This window comes from Kitasatospora sp. NPDC093102 (genome assembly GCF_040683915.1).
GTDB lineage: Bacteria > Actinomycetota > Actinomycetes > Streptomycetales > Streptomycetaceae > Kitasatospora.
Map to the genome: position 1 here is coordinate 171,453 of NZ_JBFBFA010000008.1, position 19,849 is coordinate 191,301.

Below are 19,849 nucleotides of genomic sequence, written 5' to 3' on the forward strand. Positions count from 1 at the left end.
GATCGTGATCGAACCTAGCGGATCGGGCCTGGCGGGGGCGGGGTTTCGGGGAATCGGGCGGGGCTCGTGCGGGGGTGTAGCCAGGGGGGCTACACGGGGCTACCGTGGAGAGGTGAAGACGATTACCCAGCGGGAGTTCAGGAACAACTCCGCCGCGGTGATGGACGCGGTGGAGGCGGGGGAGACCTTCCACATCACCAGGAACGGGGTCGAGGTCGCGGAGCTGCGGCCGGTGTCGGGGCGGCGGCGGCTCACGGCGGAGGAGCTGGTGGCGCGGCACGTGAAGCTGCCGCGGGTGGACTACCAGCAGATGCGCAAGGAGGCCGAGGAGTACTTCGGGCCCGAGGAGCTGGTGGGGGACGAGGGCGACGACCCGTTCGAGCGGCGGCGTGGCTGAGCGCCGCAGAGCGCCCCGGCGCCGGCCGGCCGGGGTGCTGGACACCTGCGTCTACATCGACCTGGCGCTGCTCAGCCCGTCCGACCTGCCGGCCGTGCCGGAGCTGACCGCGATCACCTTCGCCGAACTGCAGCAGGGCGTGTCGATGGCCCGCGACCCGGCCAGCCGGGCGGCCCGGCTGGAGGTGCTGGGCGCGGCGATGGCGGACTTCGACCCGCTGCCCTTCGACGCGGCCGCCGCCGCCCGTTACGGGACGCTGGTCACCCTCACCATCGCCGCCGGGAGGCAGCCGCGCCCGCGCCGGATAGACCTGATGATCGCCGCGGTCGCCTCGGCCCACGGGCTGCCGCTGTACACCCGCAACGTGGCGGACTTCCGGGGGCTGGGCTCGGCGGTGGAGGTCATCGGGGTGTGAGGGCGGCCGTCCCGTCCTGCTCGATCCGGTCGGCCAGGGCGGCCGCGTACTTCAGGGCCGTCGTCCGGTCCCGGGTGCGCAGCAGGACGGTGTTGCCCCCGCGCTTGCCCCGCTCGCTCCCCGCCTTGGCGGCGACGGCCCAGCGCGGGCGGCCGAGCAGCCGCAGGACGAGCCAGCGGAGTCCGAAGTTCAGGCCGACGAGGGCGGCGACGGGGATGAGGAGGAGGACTCCCTCGCCGCCGCCGGCGCCGGAGAGGTGCCGGAGGGGGTCGTAGTCGTTCAGCCGTCTCCTGGCGGCCCCGATCCGTCCGAGCCACACCACCGCGATGCGTACGGGCACGGCGTCGGGCCCGGTGACGTCGACGTAGCCGGCGGATGGGGCTCCGCTCCGGCGGCCGTCCGCCCAGGCCGCCCGGTTCGCGGCGATGGACGTGGCCAGCTGGTGTTCCTCGGACTGGAGGGCTTTCCGGCGCTCCTCGAACTCCGCGGTCCACGCCTTCTCGCGCTTCTTCTGCTCGGCGGACCACTCCTGCTCGCGCCGCCGGCGCTCCTCGGTGTCGGCCTGCCACCCCCGCTGACTGGTCATCGAATCATCTTAGAAGTCATGTCGGAGGTGGCGCGACAGGCCCGACAGGGCGTCCGTCAGCCCAGGCGGACCGCCGTCCCCGTGGCGGCGGAGGCACGGGCGGCCTCCAGCACGGTCAGGGTGGCCACCGCGTCGCGCGGGTCGACCGGGGGCGGGGTGCCCGGGGTGGTCAGGGCGGCGGCGATGCCCGTGTAGAAGGCGGGGTAGTCGCCCGGGTCGGTGGGCAGCGAGATCGCGGACTCGTCGGTGCCGAGGGTGCCGTAGTGCGAGGGCTGGTCGGCGCCCCAGGGGCGGGTGCCGTCCGGGCGCAGGCCCGCCCGCAGGTCGGCCTCCTGCGGGTCCATGCCGGGCTTGACGTAGCCGGCGGTGTCGCCGAGCACCCGCAGCCGGGGTCCGATCAGCGGGGTGACGGCGCTGGTCCACAGGTGCGAGCGGGTGCCGGAGGCGTGGGTGAGGGCGAGGAAGGCGTCGTCGTCCACCACCGCGCCGTCGCGCCGCACGTCGATCTCCGCGTACACCGTCTCGACCGGCCCGAACAGGCTGAGCGCCTGGTCGACCAGGTGGCTGCCCAGGTCGTACAGCGTGCCGCCGACCTCGGCCGGGTCGGCCAGCTCCCGCCAGCCCGGCTTGGGCTTGGGGCGGAAGCGCTCGAAGCGGGACTCGAAGCGGTGCACCCGGCCGAGCGCGCCGCCGTGCACCAGCCGGCTCGCGGTGAGGAAGTCGCCGTCCCAGCGCCGGTTGTGGAAGACCGAGAGCAGGACGCCCTGCTCCTCGGCGAGCCGGCACAGCTCCAGCGCGTCGGCGGCGGTGCCGGCCAGCGGCTTGTCCACCACGGTGGCCAGGCCGGCCCGCAGGGCGGCGCGGGCGAGCGGCGCGTGGGTGCGGTTGGGGGAGGCGATGACGATCAGGTCGAGCGCGTCCGGGTCGGCGAGCAGCTGCTCGGGCGTGTCCACGGCCCGGGCGCCGGGGTGCTCGCGCGCCAGCTGGGCGCGCCGGTCGGGATTGGCGGTGACCACGGCGTCCAGCCGCAGCCCCGGCGTGGTGGCGATCAGTGGTGCGTGGAACGCGGAGCCGGCCAGGCCGTAGCCGATCAGGCCGACACGGAACGGACGGGAGGTCGTCTGCGAGTTCATGCGCCCACTCAATCACGAGGCGCCCGTCGGATTCCCGTATGCTCCGCCGTCATATCCTCCGCGTCCGCCGTTTCCCGATCGCCGGGAACCGGCTCTCGCCATGTGAGAGGACGGTCGGCGATGGCGGCGATACGCCATGGCGTCCGCACGAACCGTCCGTGATCTGGACCGGGTCCGGAGCCGCGAGAAGGATGGGAGGCACCGGATACGGCGGCTCGCCGATTCTTCGACTTCGATTCGACGAAGGGTCAATCATGTCCATTTTCGCGGGGGAGAAAGTTCAGGCGCCACGCTCGTGGACTGCGCCGGAAAAGCATTACCTGACGGTTCTGGAAAACCCGTGGTACCGGAACATCACGATCCTCCAGGACGTCGTCACCTTCAGCACGACGGAGTTCTGGACCGCCCGCGGGGCGCGCAACCTCCACCTCCCGATCACCACCGGCTCGATCTCCAGCCCGATGGGGCGCGGCAGCGACAGCTCCCCGGTCGAGGTCGAGCTGGAGGGCACCCGCACCTACCTGGCCGACTCGATGCAGTTCATGCTGGAGTTCGGCTGTCGCCTGGCGCCGCAGGGCTCCTACTACCTCATGCCGTCCTTCCGCGGCGAGGCCGCCGACCAGACGCACCTGTGCCAGTTCTTCCACAGCGAGGCCGAGATCGTCGGCGGGCTCGACGACATGATCGAGGTCGTCGAGCAGTACCTCCGGCACCTGGCCACCTCCCTGCTCACCCACGCCCGGGACACCGTCTTCGAGATGGCGGGCACCGTCGAGCACCTGGAGGTCCTCGCGGGCAGCGGCCCGCTGCCCCGGATCAGCTTCGAGGAGGCCGTCGCGCTGCTGGACGGGCAGCCGGGCACGGTCGAGGAGCTGGAACCCAACTGCCGCAGCCTCACCCGCAAGGGCGAGCGCGTCCTGATGGAGAAGTTCGGCGGGTACGTCTGGCTGATCCACCCGGACCACCTCAGCGTGCCCTTCTACCAGGCGTTCTCCACCGAGGACCCGACCAAGGCGCTGAGCGCGGACCTGCTCTTCGGGATCGGTGAGACGGTGGGCGCCGGCGAGCGCCACACCGACGTCGCCGACCTGCGGCGCGCCCTCGCCCTCCACGAGGTCCCGGAGGACTCCTACGAGTGGTACGTGGAGATGAACGCCCGCCACCCGATGCGCACGTCCGGGTTCGGGCTCGGCGTCGAGCGGTTCCTGCTCTGGGCCACCCAGCACGACGACATCCGTGACCTCGCCCTGCTGCTCCGGTTCAACGGCCAGGACATCCTGCCGTGACGTCGCGGCCAGGGACGCCAGAGGAGCCGGTACCCGGCCTCCGCTTCCCCCGCCCGCTCCCCGCGTCGCCGACCATCGGGATCTGGACCCCGTCCTCCCCGGCGGCCGCGCGGTTCCCGAAGCGGTTCGAACGGGCGCTGCGCGCCATGGGGGACGACGGGATGTCGGTCCGCCTGGCGGAGCACGCGCGGCACGACGACGGCCTCTTCGCGGGGAGCCCCGAGGAGACGGCGGAGGACCTGCACCGGCTGCTGGCCGATCCGGAGGTCGACGCCGTCGTGTGCGTGGCCGGCGGCTACGTCACCTCCCGGGTGCTGGACCACGTCGACTTCGACCTGGTCCGGTCCGCCGCCAAGCCGCTCGTCGGCTACAGCGACGTCAGCGCCATGCTGTGGGCCACGCTCGGCCGCGCCCGGCTCAGCACCTTCCACGGCCCCATGGTGGTGTCCGAGTGGGGGGAGCACGGCGGGATGCTGCCGTACACGCGTCAGCGCTTCCTCGACGCGTTGCGCCCGAGCGGCGGCGAGACGGTCCTGACGGCGCCCGGCGAGTGGACCGACGAGTACCTCCACTGGGACCGCGACGACACCCGCCCGCGCCGGACCAGGCCCGGCCGCTGGCGGGAGCTGGTCCCCGGCACCGCCCGGGGCTGGCTGCTGCCCGGGTGCGCGCCCTCGGTCGCGGGCCTCTTCGGCACGCCGTACCTCCCGGACACCACCGGGGCGATCCTCTGCCTGGAGACCACCGGGACGTCGGCCGAGGAGTTCTGCGGGCTGCTCACCCAGTGGCGGCAGTCCGGCCGGCTGGACGGGATCGCGGGCCTGATCATCGGCCGGCACGGCCAGGTCCCGGCCGGCAGCACGTCCGAGCAGTTCGACCGGGTCGTCCTGGAGGCGCTGGGGACGGTCGACGTCCCGGTGCTCGCCGACGTCGACTTCGGGCACACCGAGCCGCGTCTGACGCTGCCCCTGGGCCTGCCCGCCCGCCTCGACACGGCCGGTTCGACGCTGACGCTGGAGCCGGTCCCCCCGACGACGAAGGAAGGCACGTGAAGTCCACTCTGAAGGTTGCCGACGGACAGGTGACCGTCGCCTACGAGCAGCGGATCTGCGTCCGCTGCGTCCTGCCCGAGTCCTTCCCGGGCGTGGAGTTCGACGACCTCGGGGTCTGCACCTACTGTGCCGACGAGTCCGAGCGGATCGAGATCGACCGCGGCCTGATCACGGCGGCGGTGGCGGAGGCCAAGGCCGCGGCCGAAGGCGGGAACTACGACGCCCTGGTCCTCTACAGCGGCGGCAAGGACAGCTCGCTGGCGCTGGCCAGGACGGTGGGACTGGGGCTGCGCACGCTCGCGTTCACCCTCGACAACGGCTACCTGTCGAACGCGGCCGGCCGCAACGTCGCGAACGTGCTCGACGCGCTCGGGGTGGACCACGTCCGCTTCCGGCCGCCGGGCGGTCTGATGAAGCGCCTCTACCGCACCAGCCTGGACCTGCGGTTCGACGACGACACGATCAAGTACTCCACCGGGGGCTGCGGTTCGTGCATCTCGATGGTGCTGGCCTCGGCCGTACGGACGGCTGCCGCGCACGGCATCCCGCTGCTGGTCGGCGGCTGGACGCCGGGCCAGTTCACCACCAGCCCGGTCGTGGACCAGCCGTTCCTCGTCGACGTGATGTCCCGGCACTTCGCCCCGCTCGGGGAGGCGTCGGAGGAACTCCGGCGCGACCTGGAGTCCTGGCACCCCGACCGGCTCGGCGTCGACGGCATCCGGCTGCTCAACCCGCTCTACGCGGAGGACTACACGGAGCAGCAGACCCTCGACGCACTGGCGGAGCTGGGCTGGCGCAGGCCGGACGACACCGACTCGTGCTCCACCAACTGCCGGCTGAACGGCCTGCTGATCCTGGACCACATCGAGCGGTTCGGCTTCCACCCGTACGTCTACGAGCTGGCGCACCACGTCCGGATCGGCGCCTCCAGCCGCGAGGAGGCGCTCGCCAAGATGGCGAAGGTCGACATCAAGTCCTCGCAGGTCGAGGCGATTTCGGTGGATCTCGGGATCCCGAGCGTCCTCGACGCCAAGCGGCGGTGAGCAGCGCAGTGACAGCGACCCTGCACGAGCAGGAGCGAGAGCAAGAGCAAGAGCACGAGCACCACAGCAACGGCAACACGGCACCGGCGACAAACGACAAGCACGTAGGAGGTTTTCCGATGGTCACCACGACGCAGGAGTTCCGCACCCTGGCCGACATGAGTCCGGCCGAGGTCGAGAGCGCGGACTTCTCCACCCTGGTGGGGCTGCTGAACGAGCCGAACATGCCCTCGGGCGGCGGCAAGACGGTGCGCCGGGTGGTCGACCTGGCCCGGCTGCGGCCGGGCGCGAAGGTGCTGGAGGTCGGCAGCAACACCGGCTACACCAGCATCGAGTTCGCGGCCTGGGTGGACGGCCAGGTCACCGGCATCGACATCAACCCGCTGTCGGTCCTGCACGCCCGCGCCAAGGCCGAGGCGGCCGGTGTCGGCAACGTCCGCTTCGACGCGGGCGACGGGAAGGCGCTGCCCTACGCGGACGGCGCGTTCGACCTGGTCTTCTGCAGCAACGTCACCTCGTTCATCGACGACCACGCGGCGGCCCGCGACGAGTACTACCGGGTGGTGGCGCCCGGGGGCTGGATGGTCGCCGCCCCGATCTACTACGCCACGGAGCCGCCGGAGGGCCTGCGCTGCGAGGTCGGCGAGGCGATCGGCGTCGAGCTCGCCCTGACCGACCAGGCCTACTGGATGTCGCTCTTCGGCTCGGAGCGCGCCACCCTCGTCGAGCAGGAGACGTACGAGTACGTGCGGCAGAGCGACGAGCGGCTCGCCGGGTACGCGGCCGAGGTGGTGGCGCGCGGCAGCCACGACGCGTCGGACGCGGTCGTCGGCGCCGCCCAGCAGCGCCTGCACTACTTCTACGACCTGTTCGACCGGAACCTGGCGTACGCCCGGTACGACATCCTGATGTACCGCTGCGACCACCCGAACCCGGAGAGCATCCTGCACACCACGCGGCCCGTCGTCCGATGACGGCGTCGCCCGTCCTGGCCGGTCTGCTGGAGACCTCGGTCCGCCCGAACCGGCTGCGCGACACCCAGTGGCTCGACCGCTACCTCGCCTCGGCGGACGGCAGCCGCGAGCCGCTGCTCCTCGGCCTGGGCGAGACGTGGCGGGACACCCCGGCCGCGCTCGTCCGGGCCCTGGCCGAGGTCCCGGCCTCGGCCCACGGGTACCAGCTGTCCATGTACGGCCTGCCGCGGCTGCGGGAGGCCCTGGAGTCCTACGTGAGCCGGACCCAGCGGCTGGACCGCCACGCCGGGGACTTCCGGGTGGCGGTCAGCTGGTCGGGCACCCGGGGTGCCATGGCGGACTACGCGCAGCTGGTCCGGGACCGGCGGGAGGGCCCGCTGACCGCGACCGTGGTGGGACCCTCCTGGGACTACGCCGGGGTGCTCGAACCGCTGGGCTTCCGCCTGCGGTACCTCGACGTCAGCCGCACCGGCTGGAGCCTGGACGCGGACGAGGTCAGGGCGTTCGCCGCCCGGGGGGAGCGCACCGACCTGCTGGTCCTCAACCCCCAGCACAACCCGACCGGCGAGTCCTGGTCGGAGCCGGCGCTGGACGCCCTGCTCGACATCGCGCGGGCCGACGGCTCGGCGATCCTCGTCGACGACGCCTACTACGGCTTCGCCGACGGCGGGGAGCGGCGGGCCTCGGCGGTCGAGCGGATCCTCGACGACGAGGTGCTCCGCGACTCGCTGTGGCTCGCGGTGCGGTCGCTGGGCAAGCAGTTCCACTGCAACGGGTGGGGGATCGGCGCGATCACGGCCTCCCCGGCGGTCCTCGACGACTTCGTCAACGACTACCGGGCGCGCCGGGCCTTCAACACGAGCGCGGTCGAGCAGCACGCGATGGCCGTGTGGCTGGAGGACGAGCCGGCCGTGACGGCCTACCTGCGGGGCGAGGCGGACACCTTCGCGCGCCGGCGGGAGGGCCTGGCGGACGCACTGGCCGGTGCCGGTGTCCGGCCGGAACGGGTCGTCGCGGGCCCGGCGGCCCCGTACGCGCTGATCCCGGTCCCGGCGTCGTTCCCCGGAGGGGCCGACGAGTACCTCGAAGCGTGCGCGGTCGGTCCCGGGGTCTTCATGTCCGGGGTCTGGCCGGCCGACCGCACGCTCGACCGGACGGAGCCGGTGGCCGCGGACTACGTCCGGATGTTCCTGGGGCTGGACGCGCCCGGACTCGCCGAGGCGGTCTCCCGGCTCCACGCGGCGGGCCTGACCGAGGGCACGGCGGCGTAGCCACGGCGGCGTGGGCACGGTGCCACGGCCGCGCGGCGGCCGGGAGGACGAGCACGGCGGGCGGGCGCGCCGGGCGGTCCGCAGGATGTGAAACGTGCCGTCGTCGGCGGCGGAGCCGGAAGCAACGGCCCCGGTGCCGACGACAGCACCCGACGAGGAAGGAGCGTGACCGCGTGAGCACCGCCGTCGTGGTCGGCAGCGGCCCCAACGGGCTCGCCGCCGCGATCCGCCTCGCCCGACAGGGCGTGCGGGTGCGGGTGCTGGAGGCGCACGAGTCCGTCGGCGGTGGCCTGAGGTCCGGCGAGCGCACGCTGCCGGGGCTGGTGCACGACGACTGCTCGGCCTTCCACCCCGCCGGCGTCGCCTCGCCGTTCCTGCGCGCGCTGGACCTGGAACGGCACGGGCTGCGCTGGCTCTGGCCGGAGGTCGAGGTCGCCCACCCGCTGGACTCCGGCGCGGCCGGGGTCCTGTGGCGCGACGTGGACCGTACGGCCGGCGCCATGCCGCCGTCCGACGGCCGGGCCTGGCGGCGCACCTTCGAGCCGCTCGTGCGGCGGTTCGACCGGCTCGTCGAGGACGTCTTCCGGCCGGCGCTGCGCGTCCCCTCCCATCCGCTCGCGCTGGCGGCCTTCGGGCTGCGGGCGCTGGCCCCGGCGACGTGGACGGCGCGTCGGTGGTGCGGCGAGGAGGCGCGAGGGCTGTTCGGCGGGGTGGCGGCGCACACCTTCGGGCCGTTGGAGGCGCCGCTCGCCGGGGCCGTCGGGCTGCTGCTGACGGCCGCCGGGCACACGTACGGCTGGCCGGTGGCCGAGGGGGGTTCCGGGGCGATCGCCCGGGCGATGACGGCCCTGCTGGCCGAACTCGGCGGCGTCGTCGAGACCGGGGTGGAGGTCGACGACCTCGGCCTGCTCGCGGGGGCCGACCTCGTGCTGCTGGACACCATGCCCGGGGAGGCCGCCCGGATCCTCGGCCGGCGGCTGCCGCCCGCCAGGCGGCAGGCCTACCGCCGGTACCGGCACGGTCCGGCCGCCTTCAAGGTCGACTTCGCCGTGGAGGGCGGCATCCCGTGGCGCAACGAGCACTGCCGGGCGGCGGGCACCGTCCACCTCGGCGGCACGTTCGAGGAGGTCGCCGCCGCCGAGCAGGCGGTCGCGCGCGGCCGCCTGCCGGAGCGGCCGTTCGTCCTGCTGGGCCAGCAGTACCTGGCGGATCCGTCCCGGTCGGCCGGCGACACGCATCCCGTCTACGCCTACGCCCACGTGCCGAACGGCTTCCGGGGCGACGCGACCGAGGCCGTCGTCGGCCAGATCGAGCGGTTCGCCCCCGGCTTCCGGGAGCGGATCGTCGCCCGGCACGTCCGTTCCACGGCGCAACTGCCCGGGTACAACCGCAACTTCGTCGGCGGGGACATCGTCGGTGGGTCCAACGCGGGCCTCCGGCTGGTGGCCCGGCCCCGCCTCGCCCTGGATCCGTACGCCACCGGCGTGCCCGGCGTGTACCTGTGCTCGGCGGCGACGCCGCCCGGTGCCGGGGTGCACGGGATGTGCGGTTTCAACGCGGCGGAGTCGGCGCTGAGGTACCTGGAGCGGTGAGCGGGACGCGTGGGGCGCCGGACGGGGCGGATCAGCCGGCGATGTCCTGCTCGACGGGCTCCGCGAGGTCGATCACGCCGACCCGGGCGAGCTTCACGGCCGCCTGGAACCGGGTCTGGACGCCCAGCCGCTCCAGGATCTGCGAGATCTTTCGGCTCAACGTCCGGGTGGAGATGCCGAGTTGGCGGGCAATCGCCTCGTCCTTCGTGCCCATCGCCATCATGTGGATGACCATCTTCTCGGAGGGGTCGAGCAGTTCGTCGAACTGCTGCCCCTCGGAGGTCGCGACCAGTGGAGCGGCGGCGGCCCAGTGGAAGTGGAACACGGCGCGCAGGGCCCCGATGACATGGTGGCTGCGGATCGCGAACGCGCCGCGCGCGGTGTTCTGCGGATCGATCGGCAGGATGGCCAGGTTGGAGTCGATGACGATCATCCGCAGTGGGACGGCCGGGGCCACCCGGACGTCGGCGCCGTGCCGGCTCACCTCGGCCAGGTACGCATGGAGGTACGGGATCTCGACCAGGTGGTGGGCGTAGATGGCTTCGAGCCGGACGCCCTGGTGCAGGGCCGCACGGTCCCGGTGGATCATCTCGTCCACCAGTTCCACCGGCGGGACGCCGCCGGGGTGCATGGCCTGTTCGAGGACCTTGGCCTCCAGGGTCTGTTCCTCGATGAAGTCGTTGACCATGGGGCCGGTCGGCAGCACGTCGATGCTGGCGTCCGGGCTCGGACCGCTCTGGAGGGGGAACTCCCTCAGGAGGGAAAGGATCTGCTCCTGCCGGTTGGTCCGCTCCCGCAGCCATCCATCGGTGAGTTCGCGCTCCAGCGAGATCAGCCGGGAGAGAGCGCTGCTCGGACCCACGGCCTGATAGCCGGACGGCTGCGAGGGGGCCGGCACCAGGAGGTTCATGTGCTTGAGCCGGTCGATGGCCTGCTCCACTTCGAGCGGCGAGCAGGCCAGTTCCTCGGCGATATCCTCCGGGGCCCAGGAGCCCCGGCTCCGCGCCGTGCGGTAGAGCATCTGCGCCAGTGCTTCTTCCGCGTTCTTCCCCGTATCCATGAATCCCCCTTGATTGCTGCGGCCGGGAAGTGCCCGTGCTGCCGCCCGGAGGAGCGTACATGCCCGTCCCGATTATAACGCCAGGGTTAAGCGGCGCTTTGCCTTCGACGCCGGCGATTCCGGTGCGGCCGCCTCCGCGAGGTCCGTCCCGGGGCCGTCCGGGAGATCGGGACCGTCGTTATGAAGTGGTCGAGACCAGTCTTCCCGAGATGTGTACCGTTTCCGGCCCGACCGGGGTGATTTGCACGCTTGGCGTGCAATGGCGATGCTTGGATCGCATATCGCCGACGGGGCGTGACGCAGGTCACATGAGTGTCCGTTGTGGGTCTCGCGGATATCCCAATAGACTCGATCGAGTTGAAATTCGATTTACCGATTCGCCGGTCACCTGAATTCCAGCGGCCGGCCTCGGGCCGATAGCTCAGTCTTGGCAAGAGCGCACTCCTGATAAGAGTGAGGGCGAAGGTTCGAATCCTTCTCGGCCTACCGGTGCGTCCAGGCCTCGCAGGGAAGGGCCCTGTCAGTGCTCAGGGCCCGGCAAGGAGCTGTGACACCATGAGTTCTGGCCTCTCCCGTTCGGGGGGCATCGTGCTGCTCTGCAAGTGGCAGCGGCAGATCGTCGAGAGCCTGATCGCGCTCGACATCCCGTTCGGCATCATCCTCGACGAGTTCGACGCGCGGTTCATGAACCCGGACTGGAGCCTGCTCGAAAGGGCTGAACTGGTCTACCGCATCAGCCACTTCGACTCCCTCCAGGAGCTGGGCGAGGTGGCCGTCGACCTCCGGCTCCGGCGCGTCCGGATCGACCACGTCATCAGCTACACCGAGTTCAGCCAGTTCGGTGCCGGCTATCTGGAGATCCTCCTCCGGGAGGGTGCGCAGGCGCCGCTGCGGCACGTCGCGGTGCGCGACAAGCGACTGATGAAGGACCTGGTCGCGGAGGCCGGCGTGGCGACCGCGGCGTTCCGTTCGCTGGTCCGCGCGGACCGGGCGGCCGAACTGGCCGGGCAGCTCGACTATCCCGTCGTCGTCAAGCCCGCCACCGGTTTCGGCACCATCAGCACGCTGCGGATCGATTCCGCCGAGGAATTCACCGAGAAGGTCTCCGGCTATTCGATCGACCAGATGATCAACTCCCGGCAGTTCATCGTCGAGGAGTTCATCGAGGGCGAGGAACTCTATGTCGACGCCTTCTGGCGCGACGGCGAGCCGGTCTACCTCTTCCTCAGCGCCTATTACGAGCCCCGGCTCTCCCTGGACACCGCGGACCTCTCGGGGCGGGAAATCGTCGACGGCGGATATGTCATTCCGCTGTCCGAGGATCCCGAACTCCACCGCCGAGTCCTCGAACTCCACAAGAATGTCAACCGGGCCCTGGGCATCGCGGACGGATTGACGCACCTCGAACTCTTCCGGAGTCCGGACGGCCGGTTGGTGTTCTCGGAGATCGCCACCCGGCTGGGTGGTGGATGGATTCCCGAGATGCTGAGCAAGGCGCTCGGGCACGACGTCTGGGACGTCATCGTGCGGGAGACGATCGGAATTCCCGTGCCCGAGCGCGCCACGCCGCCGGAATTCATCGGCGGCATCAGCCTCAAGCCGCAGAAGCCGGGCCGGATCGTCGCCATGACGCCCGCCGAGGAAATGACGTCCGTGCCCGGACTGCTGCACTGGCAGGTCGTCCACGGCGAAGGGGAGATCGCCTCGCTGAACCACCCTTCGGACTGGTGCGCCTTCGCGATCGTCGGGGCGGATTCCCGGGCCGAGTTCGAGCAGCGCGTGGCCGAACTCCGCCGGCGTGCGGTGATCGAGACGGAGCCCGTCCAGGACTAGCGAAACAGCCTTCAACTCTCCATGTCTGTCCGGTAGTTGGCTGGGAAGTAGTCGTCGGGGAAGCCGCTCCCGGGGTATGATTCCTGTTCCGGATGCGGCCCCGGGCGCCTTGTGCGGCGGCCCGGTGGCCGCACCGACGGGGGTTCCGTTCTCGGCGGTTTCCGCGAGTCCCGCGCAGGCGCTGTCCGCGCCGCGATGTTCCCCCCTCGCCACTTTGTCGCGAGGCGGCTTCCTCCAGCCACAGCACGTGGGTCATCACCACCTCAGCCACGAAACACGGAGCAGACGGCCGACATGGTTTTCGATTTTTCGGGGAATCTCGACCTTCCCCAGCTAGAGGAGAGCGTCCTTCGGTACTGGGCGGAGCACGACGTCGTCGACCGCTACCTCGCCCACCGCCCGGACGGTCGTCCCTGGGTGACCTACGAGGGGCCGCCCACCGTGAACGGAAAGCCCGCCCTGCACCACGTCTTCACGTCGGTCTACAAGGACGTCTACCCCCGCTTCCAGACCATGCGGGGCCGGCGGGTCGAACGGCGCGGCGGTTGGGACTGCCAGGGACTGCCCGTCGAGATCGCGGTCGAACGGAACCTGGGCCTGCGGAGCAAGCAGGAGATCGTCGAGCACGGCGTCGAGGCGTTCACCCGTGCCTGCCAGGAGTACGCCACCGGCAACATCGGCGAGTTCCGGCGCACACTGTCCCGGTACGGGTACTGGGTGGACTTCGACCGGGCCTACCGGACCATGGACGACTCCTACGTGGAATCCGTCTGGTGGCACCTCAAGGAGATGTGGGACAAGGGCCTGGTGTTCGAGGGGGAGAAGGTCCTCCCGTACTGCTTCCGCTGCGGAACGGCGCTCTCCTCCCACGAGCTGGCCCAGCCGGGCGTGTACCGCGACCGCGAGGACCGGTCCGCGTTCGTCGCCTTCCCGCTGCTGGACGGCTCGGCGGAACTGGTCGCCTGGACCACCACGCCCTGGACCCTCCCGGCGAACGTCGCGGTCGCGGTCGAGCCGGACCGGGAGTACGGCGTCTACGCCGGCCCCGACGGCAGGAAGCTGGTCCTCGCGGTCTCCCGGGCCGCGCAGGTCGTCGAGGGCGAGCCGGAGCGGGTCCTGCGCGGCTCCGACCTGGTCGGCCGCCGTTACACCCGCCCGTACGCGGACGACATCGCCGGCGCCGAGGGCGTGGTGGTCGGCTGGGACGGCGTCTCCGACGACACCGGCTCGGGCCTCGTCCACCTGGCCCCGGCCTTCGGCGAGGACGACGCCAAGGTGTGCGCGGAGGCCGGCCTGCCCTCCCCCAACCCGGTCGACGAGAAGGGCGAGTTCACCTCCGGACCGTATGCGGGGACCAACGTCCTCGAAGCCGTCCCGCGGGTGCTGGCCGACCTGGCGGAGCGCGGCCTGCTGGTGCGGGAACACGGGTACACCCACTCCTACCCGCACTGCTGGCGGTGCGCCACGCCGTTGCTGTACTGGGCGAAGCCGACCTGGTACATCGGCACCGCACGGGTCAAGGACCGGTTCGTCGAGGAGAACGAGCAGGTCACCTGGCACCCCGCGCACATCAAGCACGGGCGCTTCGGCAACTGGCTGGAGAACAACGTCGACTGGGCGCTCGCCCGGGACCGCTACTGGGGCACGCCGCTGCCGGTGTGGCGCTGCGCGAACGGGCACGACACCTGTGTGGGCAGCCGGTCCGAGCTGGCGGAGCACGCCGGCCGGGACCTCGCCGGACTCTCCCTGCACCGCCCGGCGGTGGACGACATCGCCTTCCCGTGCCCGGACTGCGACCGGACGGCGCACCGGGTCCAACCGGTGTGCGACGTCTGGCTGGACTCCGGCTGCATGCCGGCGGCCCAGCAGGGCTACCCGGCGACGCCCGGCAGCACCCTCCGGGACGCGTACCCGGCGGACTTCATCTGCGAGGCGATCGACCAGACCCGCGGCTGGTTCTACTCGATGCTCGTCGTCAACACGCTGACCCACGGGTCGGCGCCCTACCGCAACGTCGTCTGCCTGGGCCACCTGGTGGACGACGACGGCCGCAAGATGTCCAAGTCCCTCGGGAACGTCATCGACCCCCAGGAGACGCTGAACCGCTTCGGCGCGGACGGCGTGCGCTGGTACTTCTTCAACTCCGGTGCGCCCTGGGGATCCCGGCGCGTCTCGCTGACCTCGATCGACCAGCGGGTCGGCAAGGACCTGGGGACGCTCTGGAACGTCGTCCACTTCTACCGCCGCTACGCCGACCTCGCCGGGTTCGTGCCGGGCGACGGGGCGTTCGAGCCGGAGCAGGTCCTCGACCGCTGGCTCGTCTCGCGGCTGAACGCGCTGGTCGAGTCGGTCACCGAGGACCTGGAGGGCTACCAGGCCCACCTCGCGGCGCAGTCGATCGCCGCCTTCGTCGACGACCTCTCCAACTGGTACATCCGGCGCGGGCGGCGCCGCTACTGGTCCACCGGCGAGACGGACCGGGGCGCGTTCGCCACCCTGCACCTGGTGCTCGCCCGGCTGGCCCGACTGATGGCCCCGTTCGTGCCCTTCGTGGCCGAGGCGATCCACCACGCGATCACCCCGGCGGGCGAGGGCGGCGTCCGGCCGGACTCCGTGCACTTCGACGACTGGCCGGTGGCCGGCCCCCGGGACCTCGGCCTGGAACGCGACATGGACACCGCGCGCCGCGCGACCTCCCTGCTGCGCGCGGCCCGGACCAAGGCGGAACTGTCGGTGCGCCAGCCGCTGGCGCAGGGCGTCGTGGTCGGCCTGCCGGCCCTGCCCGCCGACTTCCAGGAGATCGTGCGGGAGGAGGTCAACATCAGGAGTCTCGCCATGGGGGACGAGGTGACCCTGCCGGTCGGCCACCTGGTCCAGCCCAACTGGCGCCGGTTGGGGCCCCGTTACCGGCAGCTGATGAAGGAGCTCGGCGAGGCGGTCCGGACGCTGGAGGCCGACGCCGTCGGAAAGCTGCGGGCCGGCTCCGCCGTGACGCTGGCCGTCGCCGGACAGGAGGTGACCATCGAGCCGGACGACGTCTCCTTCCAGGAAGAGGTCGAAACGGGCTGGACGGCCGTCGCGGACGGCGGTGCCGGGGCCGCGATCGACACCACGCTCGACGAAGGACTGCTGGCCGAGTTCCGCACCCGTCGGCTGATCCGCACGATCCAGGTGGCCCGGCGCGACCTCGGGCTCGACATCCAGGAGCGCGTCCTGCTGTGGCTGGACGACACGGCCCTGGCGTCCGGCGAGGAGATCGCCCGGGAGGTGCTGGCCGTCGAGGTCCACCCGCTCTCCGCCCTGCCCCCGGCCGACGGGGAGCCCTACCGCGGCGAAGGCTTCGCCCTCCGCCCGGCGAGCGGGAGGTGAACATGCGGGACCTCGTGGACCTGCTCACCCGGGAGGGCGCCCGGCGGCTGCCCGAAGTCTTCACGTTCCCCCGGATCGAGAACCGGCGCCAGTGGGCGCACTACCCGCTGACCCGGTCCGTCCGCTGGCGCCAGACGACCCAGACGTTCTACTTCCGCTCGGCGGACGTCCCGTTCGACGTGGTGCCGCTGCGCCCCAACGACCGGATGCGGAAGGGGAGCTGGTTCTCCGTCGGTCCGGCGCTGACCGCCGACGGCTCCCTCCACCGGCACGTCCTGCTCCTCCAGACCGAGGGCCCCCGGGAGTGGGCCGCCGGGGAGGCCGCGCGGCTGCACGGGCTCCTCGCCCACTGGTTCGAGGCCGAGCCGCGGGTGAGCGTGGACGAGGACGCGGGCGGTGCCGGGCGGGACCGGCACTGCCTGGCCGCCCCGGTCCAGCGGCGCCCCGCCCCCGGGGAGGCGTCATGACGGCGCAGGTCCGGCGGCTGCTGGTGTCGAGCGGGATCGTCTCGGCGTTCGACTTCGCGCCGGGATTCCCCGCACTGATGCCGGCCGGGCTGGACCTGATCGAGCGGATGCACGCCCTCTACGAGGCCGAGGCGGGCCGGGTCGCGGCGGTCGAGGAGGCGCCCGCCGATCCGCTGCTGGACAGCGCCGGCTACCGGGCCTCGTACGACGTCACCCACAGCTACACCAACGTGTACGAGGTCGACGGCGAGGTGCCCGCGGTGCTCCGGCCGGACGGGCTGCGCGAACTGGTGCGGCACGACGGTACGGACCGGGTGCTGCTCTGCCGCAACCCGCTCTTCCGCGCCGAGACCACGGACGCCCAGCCGCTGATCCGCGAGAAGCACGTCTGGGGCGTGTGCCAGATGGTGCACCAGGTCGTCGACGGGCCCCTGGAGGACGCCTGGGCGGGCCACCGCGACGCGTTCCTGCGCTTCATGGAGGCGATGCTGATCCCCACGGTGGTGGTGGAGGCTCCGCCGCTGCGCAGCCACGCGCGGCGCCGGATCCTCACCTTCACCCGGACGCCGGACGGCCGGTCGTGGCTCACGTGCACCCTGTACCACCTGGACGACGACTTCGTGTCGCGGCTGGGCGCCAGGGGGGCGGTGATCGAACTGGGCTACACGGCGAAGCTCATCGCGATGGGGGTGGCCCTGCACCAGGACCGCCACGGCGTCTGCCTGCCGTCGCGGCTGGCCCCGGCGCAGGTGCTGGTGCCGGCCCGCGCCCGCGACGACGTGCGCGGGGTGCTGCGCGGTACCGGGCTGCGGGTCCAGGACGGGAAGGCGGACTGGACGGCCACCCTGCGACTGGCCCGGCGGACCGGCGCCCCGCTGGTCGTCGGACCGTCGGCCGGCGGCCTGGTGCGGCTCTACACCCGCGGCGACGACACGACCCGGAGCGTCCCGCTCGGCTCCCTCGCGGAGGCGGTGCACGACGAACTGCGGCGGCACGACCGTGTGCTGTGGGAACGCGCGGTCGCGTTCCAGGCGCCGCTGCTGGACCACGGCAGCGACGGGACGCACGCGCTGCCCGAGGACGCCGAGGACGCCCCGGGGACGTTCCGCCTGGGCCGTCTGGTGGGCGCCAACACCGAGCCGGGCCTCGCGGCGGTCCGCGCCGGCTCGGCCCTGGTGTCGGACAAGCAGCGGATCTACTGACGGCCCGGCGGCACCCGGCCCTCCTCGCCTCGGCGGGGAGGGCCGGTTCCGTTGCGGAGGCTCGTCCCGCAGCCCCGCAGCCCCGCAGCCCCGCCGGGCCGCCGGGCCGCGGCCTCCCGTCGTCCCACATGCTGAGACGCCTGTGGCGGATGTCCGCCTCTCGCCACGGCGATTCGACGAAACGTCAAACCCTGGACCGTCGCCCCGCTCCCGAGAAATGATTTCATCACCGACCGCGCGACCGACCCGCGGATCGTGAATTCACACATCGGGAACGGGGGGGAAATGGACATCAGCGGATGGTGGTAGTCCGGCCCTCCGGGTGGACCGCGCTCCACTCGGAATCCGGCGGACCCGGCGGAACAGCGACCGACTGAACAGGGGAAATCCCAGGTGTCACATTCTCAAGACGTACTCGTCCTCTCGAAGCGCGCGGCCGGCGGTGTCCGCCTCGTGGCGAACCTGCTCCGGGAGCAGGGCCGGCGGCCGATCCTCCTCTCCGAGGACCGGGACGACATGAACCGCGAGGCGTGTGACGCCCACGTGGTCGTCGACTGGGACGGCGCGACCGTCGAGCAGGCGATCGCGGCCCTCGAAGCGGCCGGCGTGGCCCCCTCGGCGGTCGTCAACCTGGTGGACCCGCTGGTCGATTGGCAGGCCCGGCTGGCCCGGCACTACGGCCTGCCGGGCGGTGAGCCCGCCCGCGAGGTGCTCGTCAGCAAGGCGCGGGTGCGGGCCGAGATGCGCCGGCTGGGGCTGTCGCCGCTCTGGTTCGACAGCGGCCCGGCCGGCTCCTACCGGGCCGAGGCGGTCCCGGCGTACCCGGTCATCGTGAAGCCGTGCGTCGAGTCCGGCGCCTCGCGATTCGTCCGCCGCGCCGAAAGCGAGGGCGAACTCCGGGGGCACCTGGCCGATATCGCCGAGGCGGCCGGAGCGGAATTCGAGATCATCATCGAAGAACAGATCGACGGCACCGAGATCTCCATCGACGGGCCGCTGATCGACGGCGAGTTCCACGCCCTGTTCTTCATCGACAAACGTGATCGTGACGAGGAACGGAATCACGACACCGGCATGCTGGTCTCACCGCTGTTCGGCGACCACCTGCGGGCCGGGGCCGACAGCGTGGTGCGGACGATCAGCGCGTTCTGCACCGACCTCGGGCTCGCCAGGGGCTGGCTGCACGTCGAGGCTCGGGTGCGCGAGGACGGCTCCGCGGAGCTGATCGAGATCAACCCCCGCGTCGGCGGCCCGTTCCACCCCACCGCGATCAAGCGGACCTGTGGCATCGACGCCATCGAGACGATGATCCTCATGGCGCTGGAGCAGGAGGACGTCGGGCAACTGCGCGCGGCGGTGCGCAGCGACGAGGCGATCGGCCTCGTCCAGATCGAGGCGGACCAGGAGGGCACCGTCGTCGACGCCACGCCCCTGGAGCAGATGAAGAAGATCCCCGGCGTCGTCGACGGCTACGTCTGGGAGTCGTACCGCGTCACCTCGCTCGACCACGAGAACTTCTTCGCGACGTTCCTGGTGAGCGGCAAGGACGAAGCGGACCTGGACGAGGCGGCCCGCCGGGTGCACGCCGAGTTCTCGTTCCGGGTCGCCTAGGCCGTGAAACCCGCGCTCCGCTCGCGGGCCGTGCTCACGGGAGCGGCCGCCTACCTGGCCGTCCAGCTCTGGCACACGTTCCGGGACCGGAACACCTGGCCCTTCTGTGCGTACAACATGTTCACCTACGACCTCCCGGAGCGCTGGCACCAGCTCCGGGTCGTCCTCTACGACGCGGACGGCCACGCCCACGGGCCGGCCGACCCCTGGTGCCTGCTGCCCGTCGAGTTCTTCCGGGTCGTCTCGATGATGCAGAGGTTCTTCCTCGGCTCCGAGGACCAGGCCCTGCGGGCCAGGTTCTGCGCCCGCACGCTCGACCTGATCAACGAGTCCGGGTGGAAGGGCTTCGACGAGGTGCGCGCAGCCCCGGTGTCACCGACCGGCGCACCCTTCCGGGCCCTCGACGTCTACCTGGTGGAGGTCGATGACGCCTGCGACGCGGTCGACCGCGCCTCGGTGCGCTCGGCGGAGCTGCTGCACCGGCACGACCCGCAGGGGATCGCCGGGGGCCGGTCCGTCCAATGGTCCGTCCACGAGAAGTGAAGTAGGGAACCCGCG

General features: G+C 71.9%; 17 protein-coding genes and 1 tRNA gene. 15 read left to right on the forward strand and 3 right to left on the reverse strand.

Annotated features, from left to right (window positions below; all coding sequences use genetic code 11):
• The first annotated feature begins 112 nt into the window (after window positions 1-112).
• The gene (locus AB0O11_RS14630) at window positions 113-397 is read left to right on the forward strand and encodes a type II toxin-antitoxin system prevent-host-death family antitoxin (RefSeq protein WP_063349249.1); all 285 of its coding nucleotides are present in this window, start codon (window positions 113-115) and stop codon (window positions 395-397) included.
• The gene (locus AB0O11_RS14635; protein ID WP_049649700.1) at window positions 390-812 is read left to right on the forward strand and encodes a type II toxin-antitoxin system VapC family toxin; all 423 of its coding nucleotides are present in this window, start codon (window positions 390-392) and stop codon (window positions 810-812) included. The genes AB0O11_RS14630 and AB0O11_RS14635 overlap by 8 nt, the downstream gene beginning before the upstream one ends.
• On the opposite strand, the gene AB0O11_RS14640 is transcribed toward AB0O11_RS14635, so the two are convergent.
• Together AB0O11_RS14640 and AB0O11_RS14645 are read right to left on the reverse strand one after the other, a co-directional pair.
• The gene (locus AB0O11_RS14640) at window positions 799-1,398 is read right to left on the reverse strand and encodes a hypothetical protein (RefSeq protein WP_363385882.1); all 600 of its coding nucleotides are present in this window, start codon (window positions 1,396-1,398) and stop codon (window positions 799-801) included. The two genes, AB0O11_RS14635 and AB0O11_RS14640, sit on opposite strands and share 14 nt — an antisense overlap.
• A 56-nt stretch (window positions 1,399-1,454) precedes the next feature.
• Window positions 1,455-2,531, reverse strand: a complete 1,077-nt coding sequence (locus tag AB0O11_RS14645; protein ID WP_363385885.1) for a Gfo/Idh/MocA family oxidoreductase — start codon at window positions 2,529-2,531, stop codon at window positions 1,455-1,457.
• 254 nt (window positions 2,532-2,785) lie between these two features.
• On the opposite strand from AB0O11_RS14645, the gene AB0O11_RS14650 reads away from it, so the two are divergent.
• The 6 genes from AB0O11_RS14650 (at window position 2,786) to AB0O11_RS14675 (ending at window position 9,749) form a co-directional block, all read left to right on the forward strand.
• Window positions 2,786-3,817 carry an asparagine synthetase A gene (locus tag AB0O11_RS14650; RefSeq protein WP_363385888.1) on the forward strand — a complete coding sequence of 344 codons (1,032 nt, stop codon included), beginning with the start codon at window positions 2,786-2,788 and terminating at the stop codon, window positions 3,815-3,817.
• Window positions 3,814-4,869, forward strand: a complete 1,056-nt coding sequence (locus AB0O11_RS14655; RefSeq protein ID WP_363385891.1) for a S66 peptidase family protein — start codon at window positions 3,814-3,816, stop codon at window positions 4,867-4,869. The genes AB0O11_RS14650 and AB0O11_RS14655 overlap by 4 nt, the downstream gene beginning before the upstream one ends.
• A complete protein-coding gene (locus AB0O11_RS14660) occupies window positions 4,866-5,912 on the forward strand; it encodes a hypothetical protein (RefSeq protein WP_363385894.1) in 1,047 nt (348 codons plus the stop codon). Before AB0O11_RS14655 ends, AB0O11_RS14660 begins: the two co-directional genes overlap by 4 nt.
• A 119-nt stretch (window positions 5,913-6,031) precedes the next feature.
• Window positions 6,032-6,886 (forward strand): class I SAM-dependent methyltransferase, encoded by an 855-nt coding sequence (locus tag AB0O11_RS14665; protein ID WP_363385896.1) that lies wholly within the window; start codon window positions 6,032-6,034, stop codon window positions 6,884-6,886.
• Window positions 6,883-8,157, forward strand: coding sequence for a pyridoxal phosphate-dependent aminotransferase (locus AB0O11_RS14670; RefSeq protein WP_363385899.1), 1,275 nt, complete (start codon window positions 6,883-6,885; stop codon window positions 8,155-8,157). The genes AB0O11_RS14665 and AB0O11_RS14670 overlap by 4 nt, the downstream gene beginning before the upstream one ends.
• Before the next feature lie 173 nt (window positions 8,158-8,330).
• Complete coding sequence (locus tag AB0O11_RS14675) at window positions 8,331-9,749, forward strand: NAD(P)/FAD-dependent oxidoreductase (protein WP_363385902.1); 1,419 nt, start codon at window positions 8,331-8,333, stop codon at window positions 9,747-9,749.
• 31 nt (window positions 9,750-9,780) lie between these two features.
• On the opposite strand, the gene AB0O11_RS14680 is transcribed toward AB0O11_RS14675, so the two are convergent.
• Window positions 9,781-10,809 (reverse strand): LuxR C-terminal-related transcriptional regulator, encoded by a 1,029-nt coding sequence (locus AB0O11_RS14680; RefSeq protein WP_363385905.1) that lies wholly within the window; start codon window positions 10,807-10,809, stop codon window positions 9,781-9,783.
• Window positions 10,810-11,219: 410 nt separating this feature from the next.
• Between AB0O11_RS14680 and AB0O11_RS14685 the strand changes: the two genes are divergently transcribed.
• The 7 genes from AB0O11_RS14685 (at window position 11,220) to AB0O11_RS14715 (ending at window position 19,834) form a co-directional block, all read left to right on the forward strand.
• Window positions 11,220-11,295, forward strand: a tRNA-Ile gene (locus AB0O11_RS14685).
• 69 nt (window positions 11,296-11,364) lie between these two features.
• A complete protein-coding gene (locus tag AB0O11_RS14690; RefSeq protein ID WP_363385908.1) occupies window positions 11,365-12,642 on the forward strand; it encodes an ATP-grasp domain-containing protein in 1,278 nt (425 codons plus the stop codon).
• Between the two features lie 294 nt (window positions 12,643-12,936).
• Window positions 12,937-16,011, forward strand: coding sequence for an isoleucine--tRNA ligase (gene ileS, locus AB0O11_RS14695; RefSeq protein WP_363385911.1), 3,075 nt, complete (start codon window positions 12,937-12,939; stop codon window positions 16,009-16,011).
• A gap of 2 nt (window positions 16,012-16,013) precedes the next feature.
• Window positions 16,014-16,478, forward strand: a complete 465-nt coding sequence (locus AB0O11_RS14700; RefSeq protein ID WP_363385914.1) for a hypothetical protein — start codon at window positions 16,014-16,016, stop codon at window positions 16,476-16,478.
• On the forward strand, window positions 16,475-17,680 hold the full coding sequence (locus tag AB0O11_RS14705) for a hypothetical protein (protein ID WP_363385917.1): 1,206 nt from the start codon (window positions 16,475-16,477) through the stop codon (window positions 17,678-17,680). The genes AB0O11_RS14700 and AB0O11_RS14705 overlap by 4 nt, the downstream gene beginning before the upstream one ends.
• 453 nt (window positions 17,681-18,133) lie before the next feature.
• Entirely contained in the window at window positions 18,134-19,291 is a 1,158-nt protein-coding gene (locus AB0O11_RS14710; RefSeq protein ID WP_363385920.1) for an ATP-grasp domain-containing protein, read from the forward strand.
• Window positions 19,292-19,321: 30 nt separating this feature from the next.
• Window positions 19,322-19,834, forward strand: coding sequence for a hypothetical protein (locus AB0O11_RS14715; protein ID WP_363385922.1), 513 nt, complete (start codon window positions 19,322-19,324; stop codon window positions 19,832-19,834).
• Window positions 19,835-19,849 lie beyond the last annotated feature (15 nt).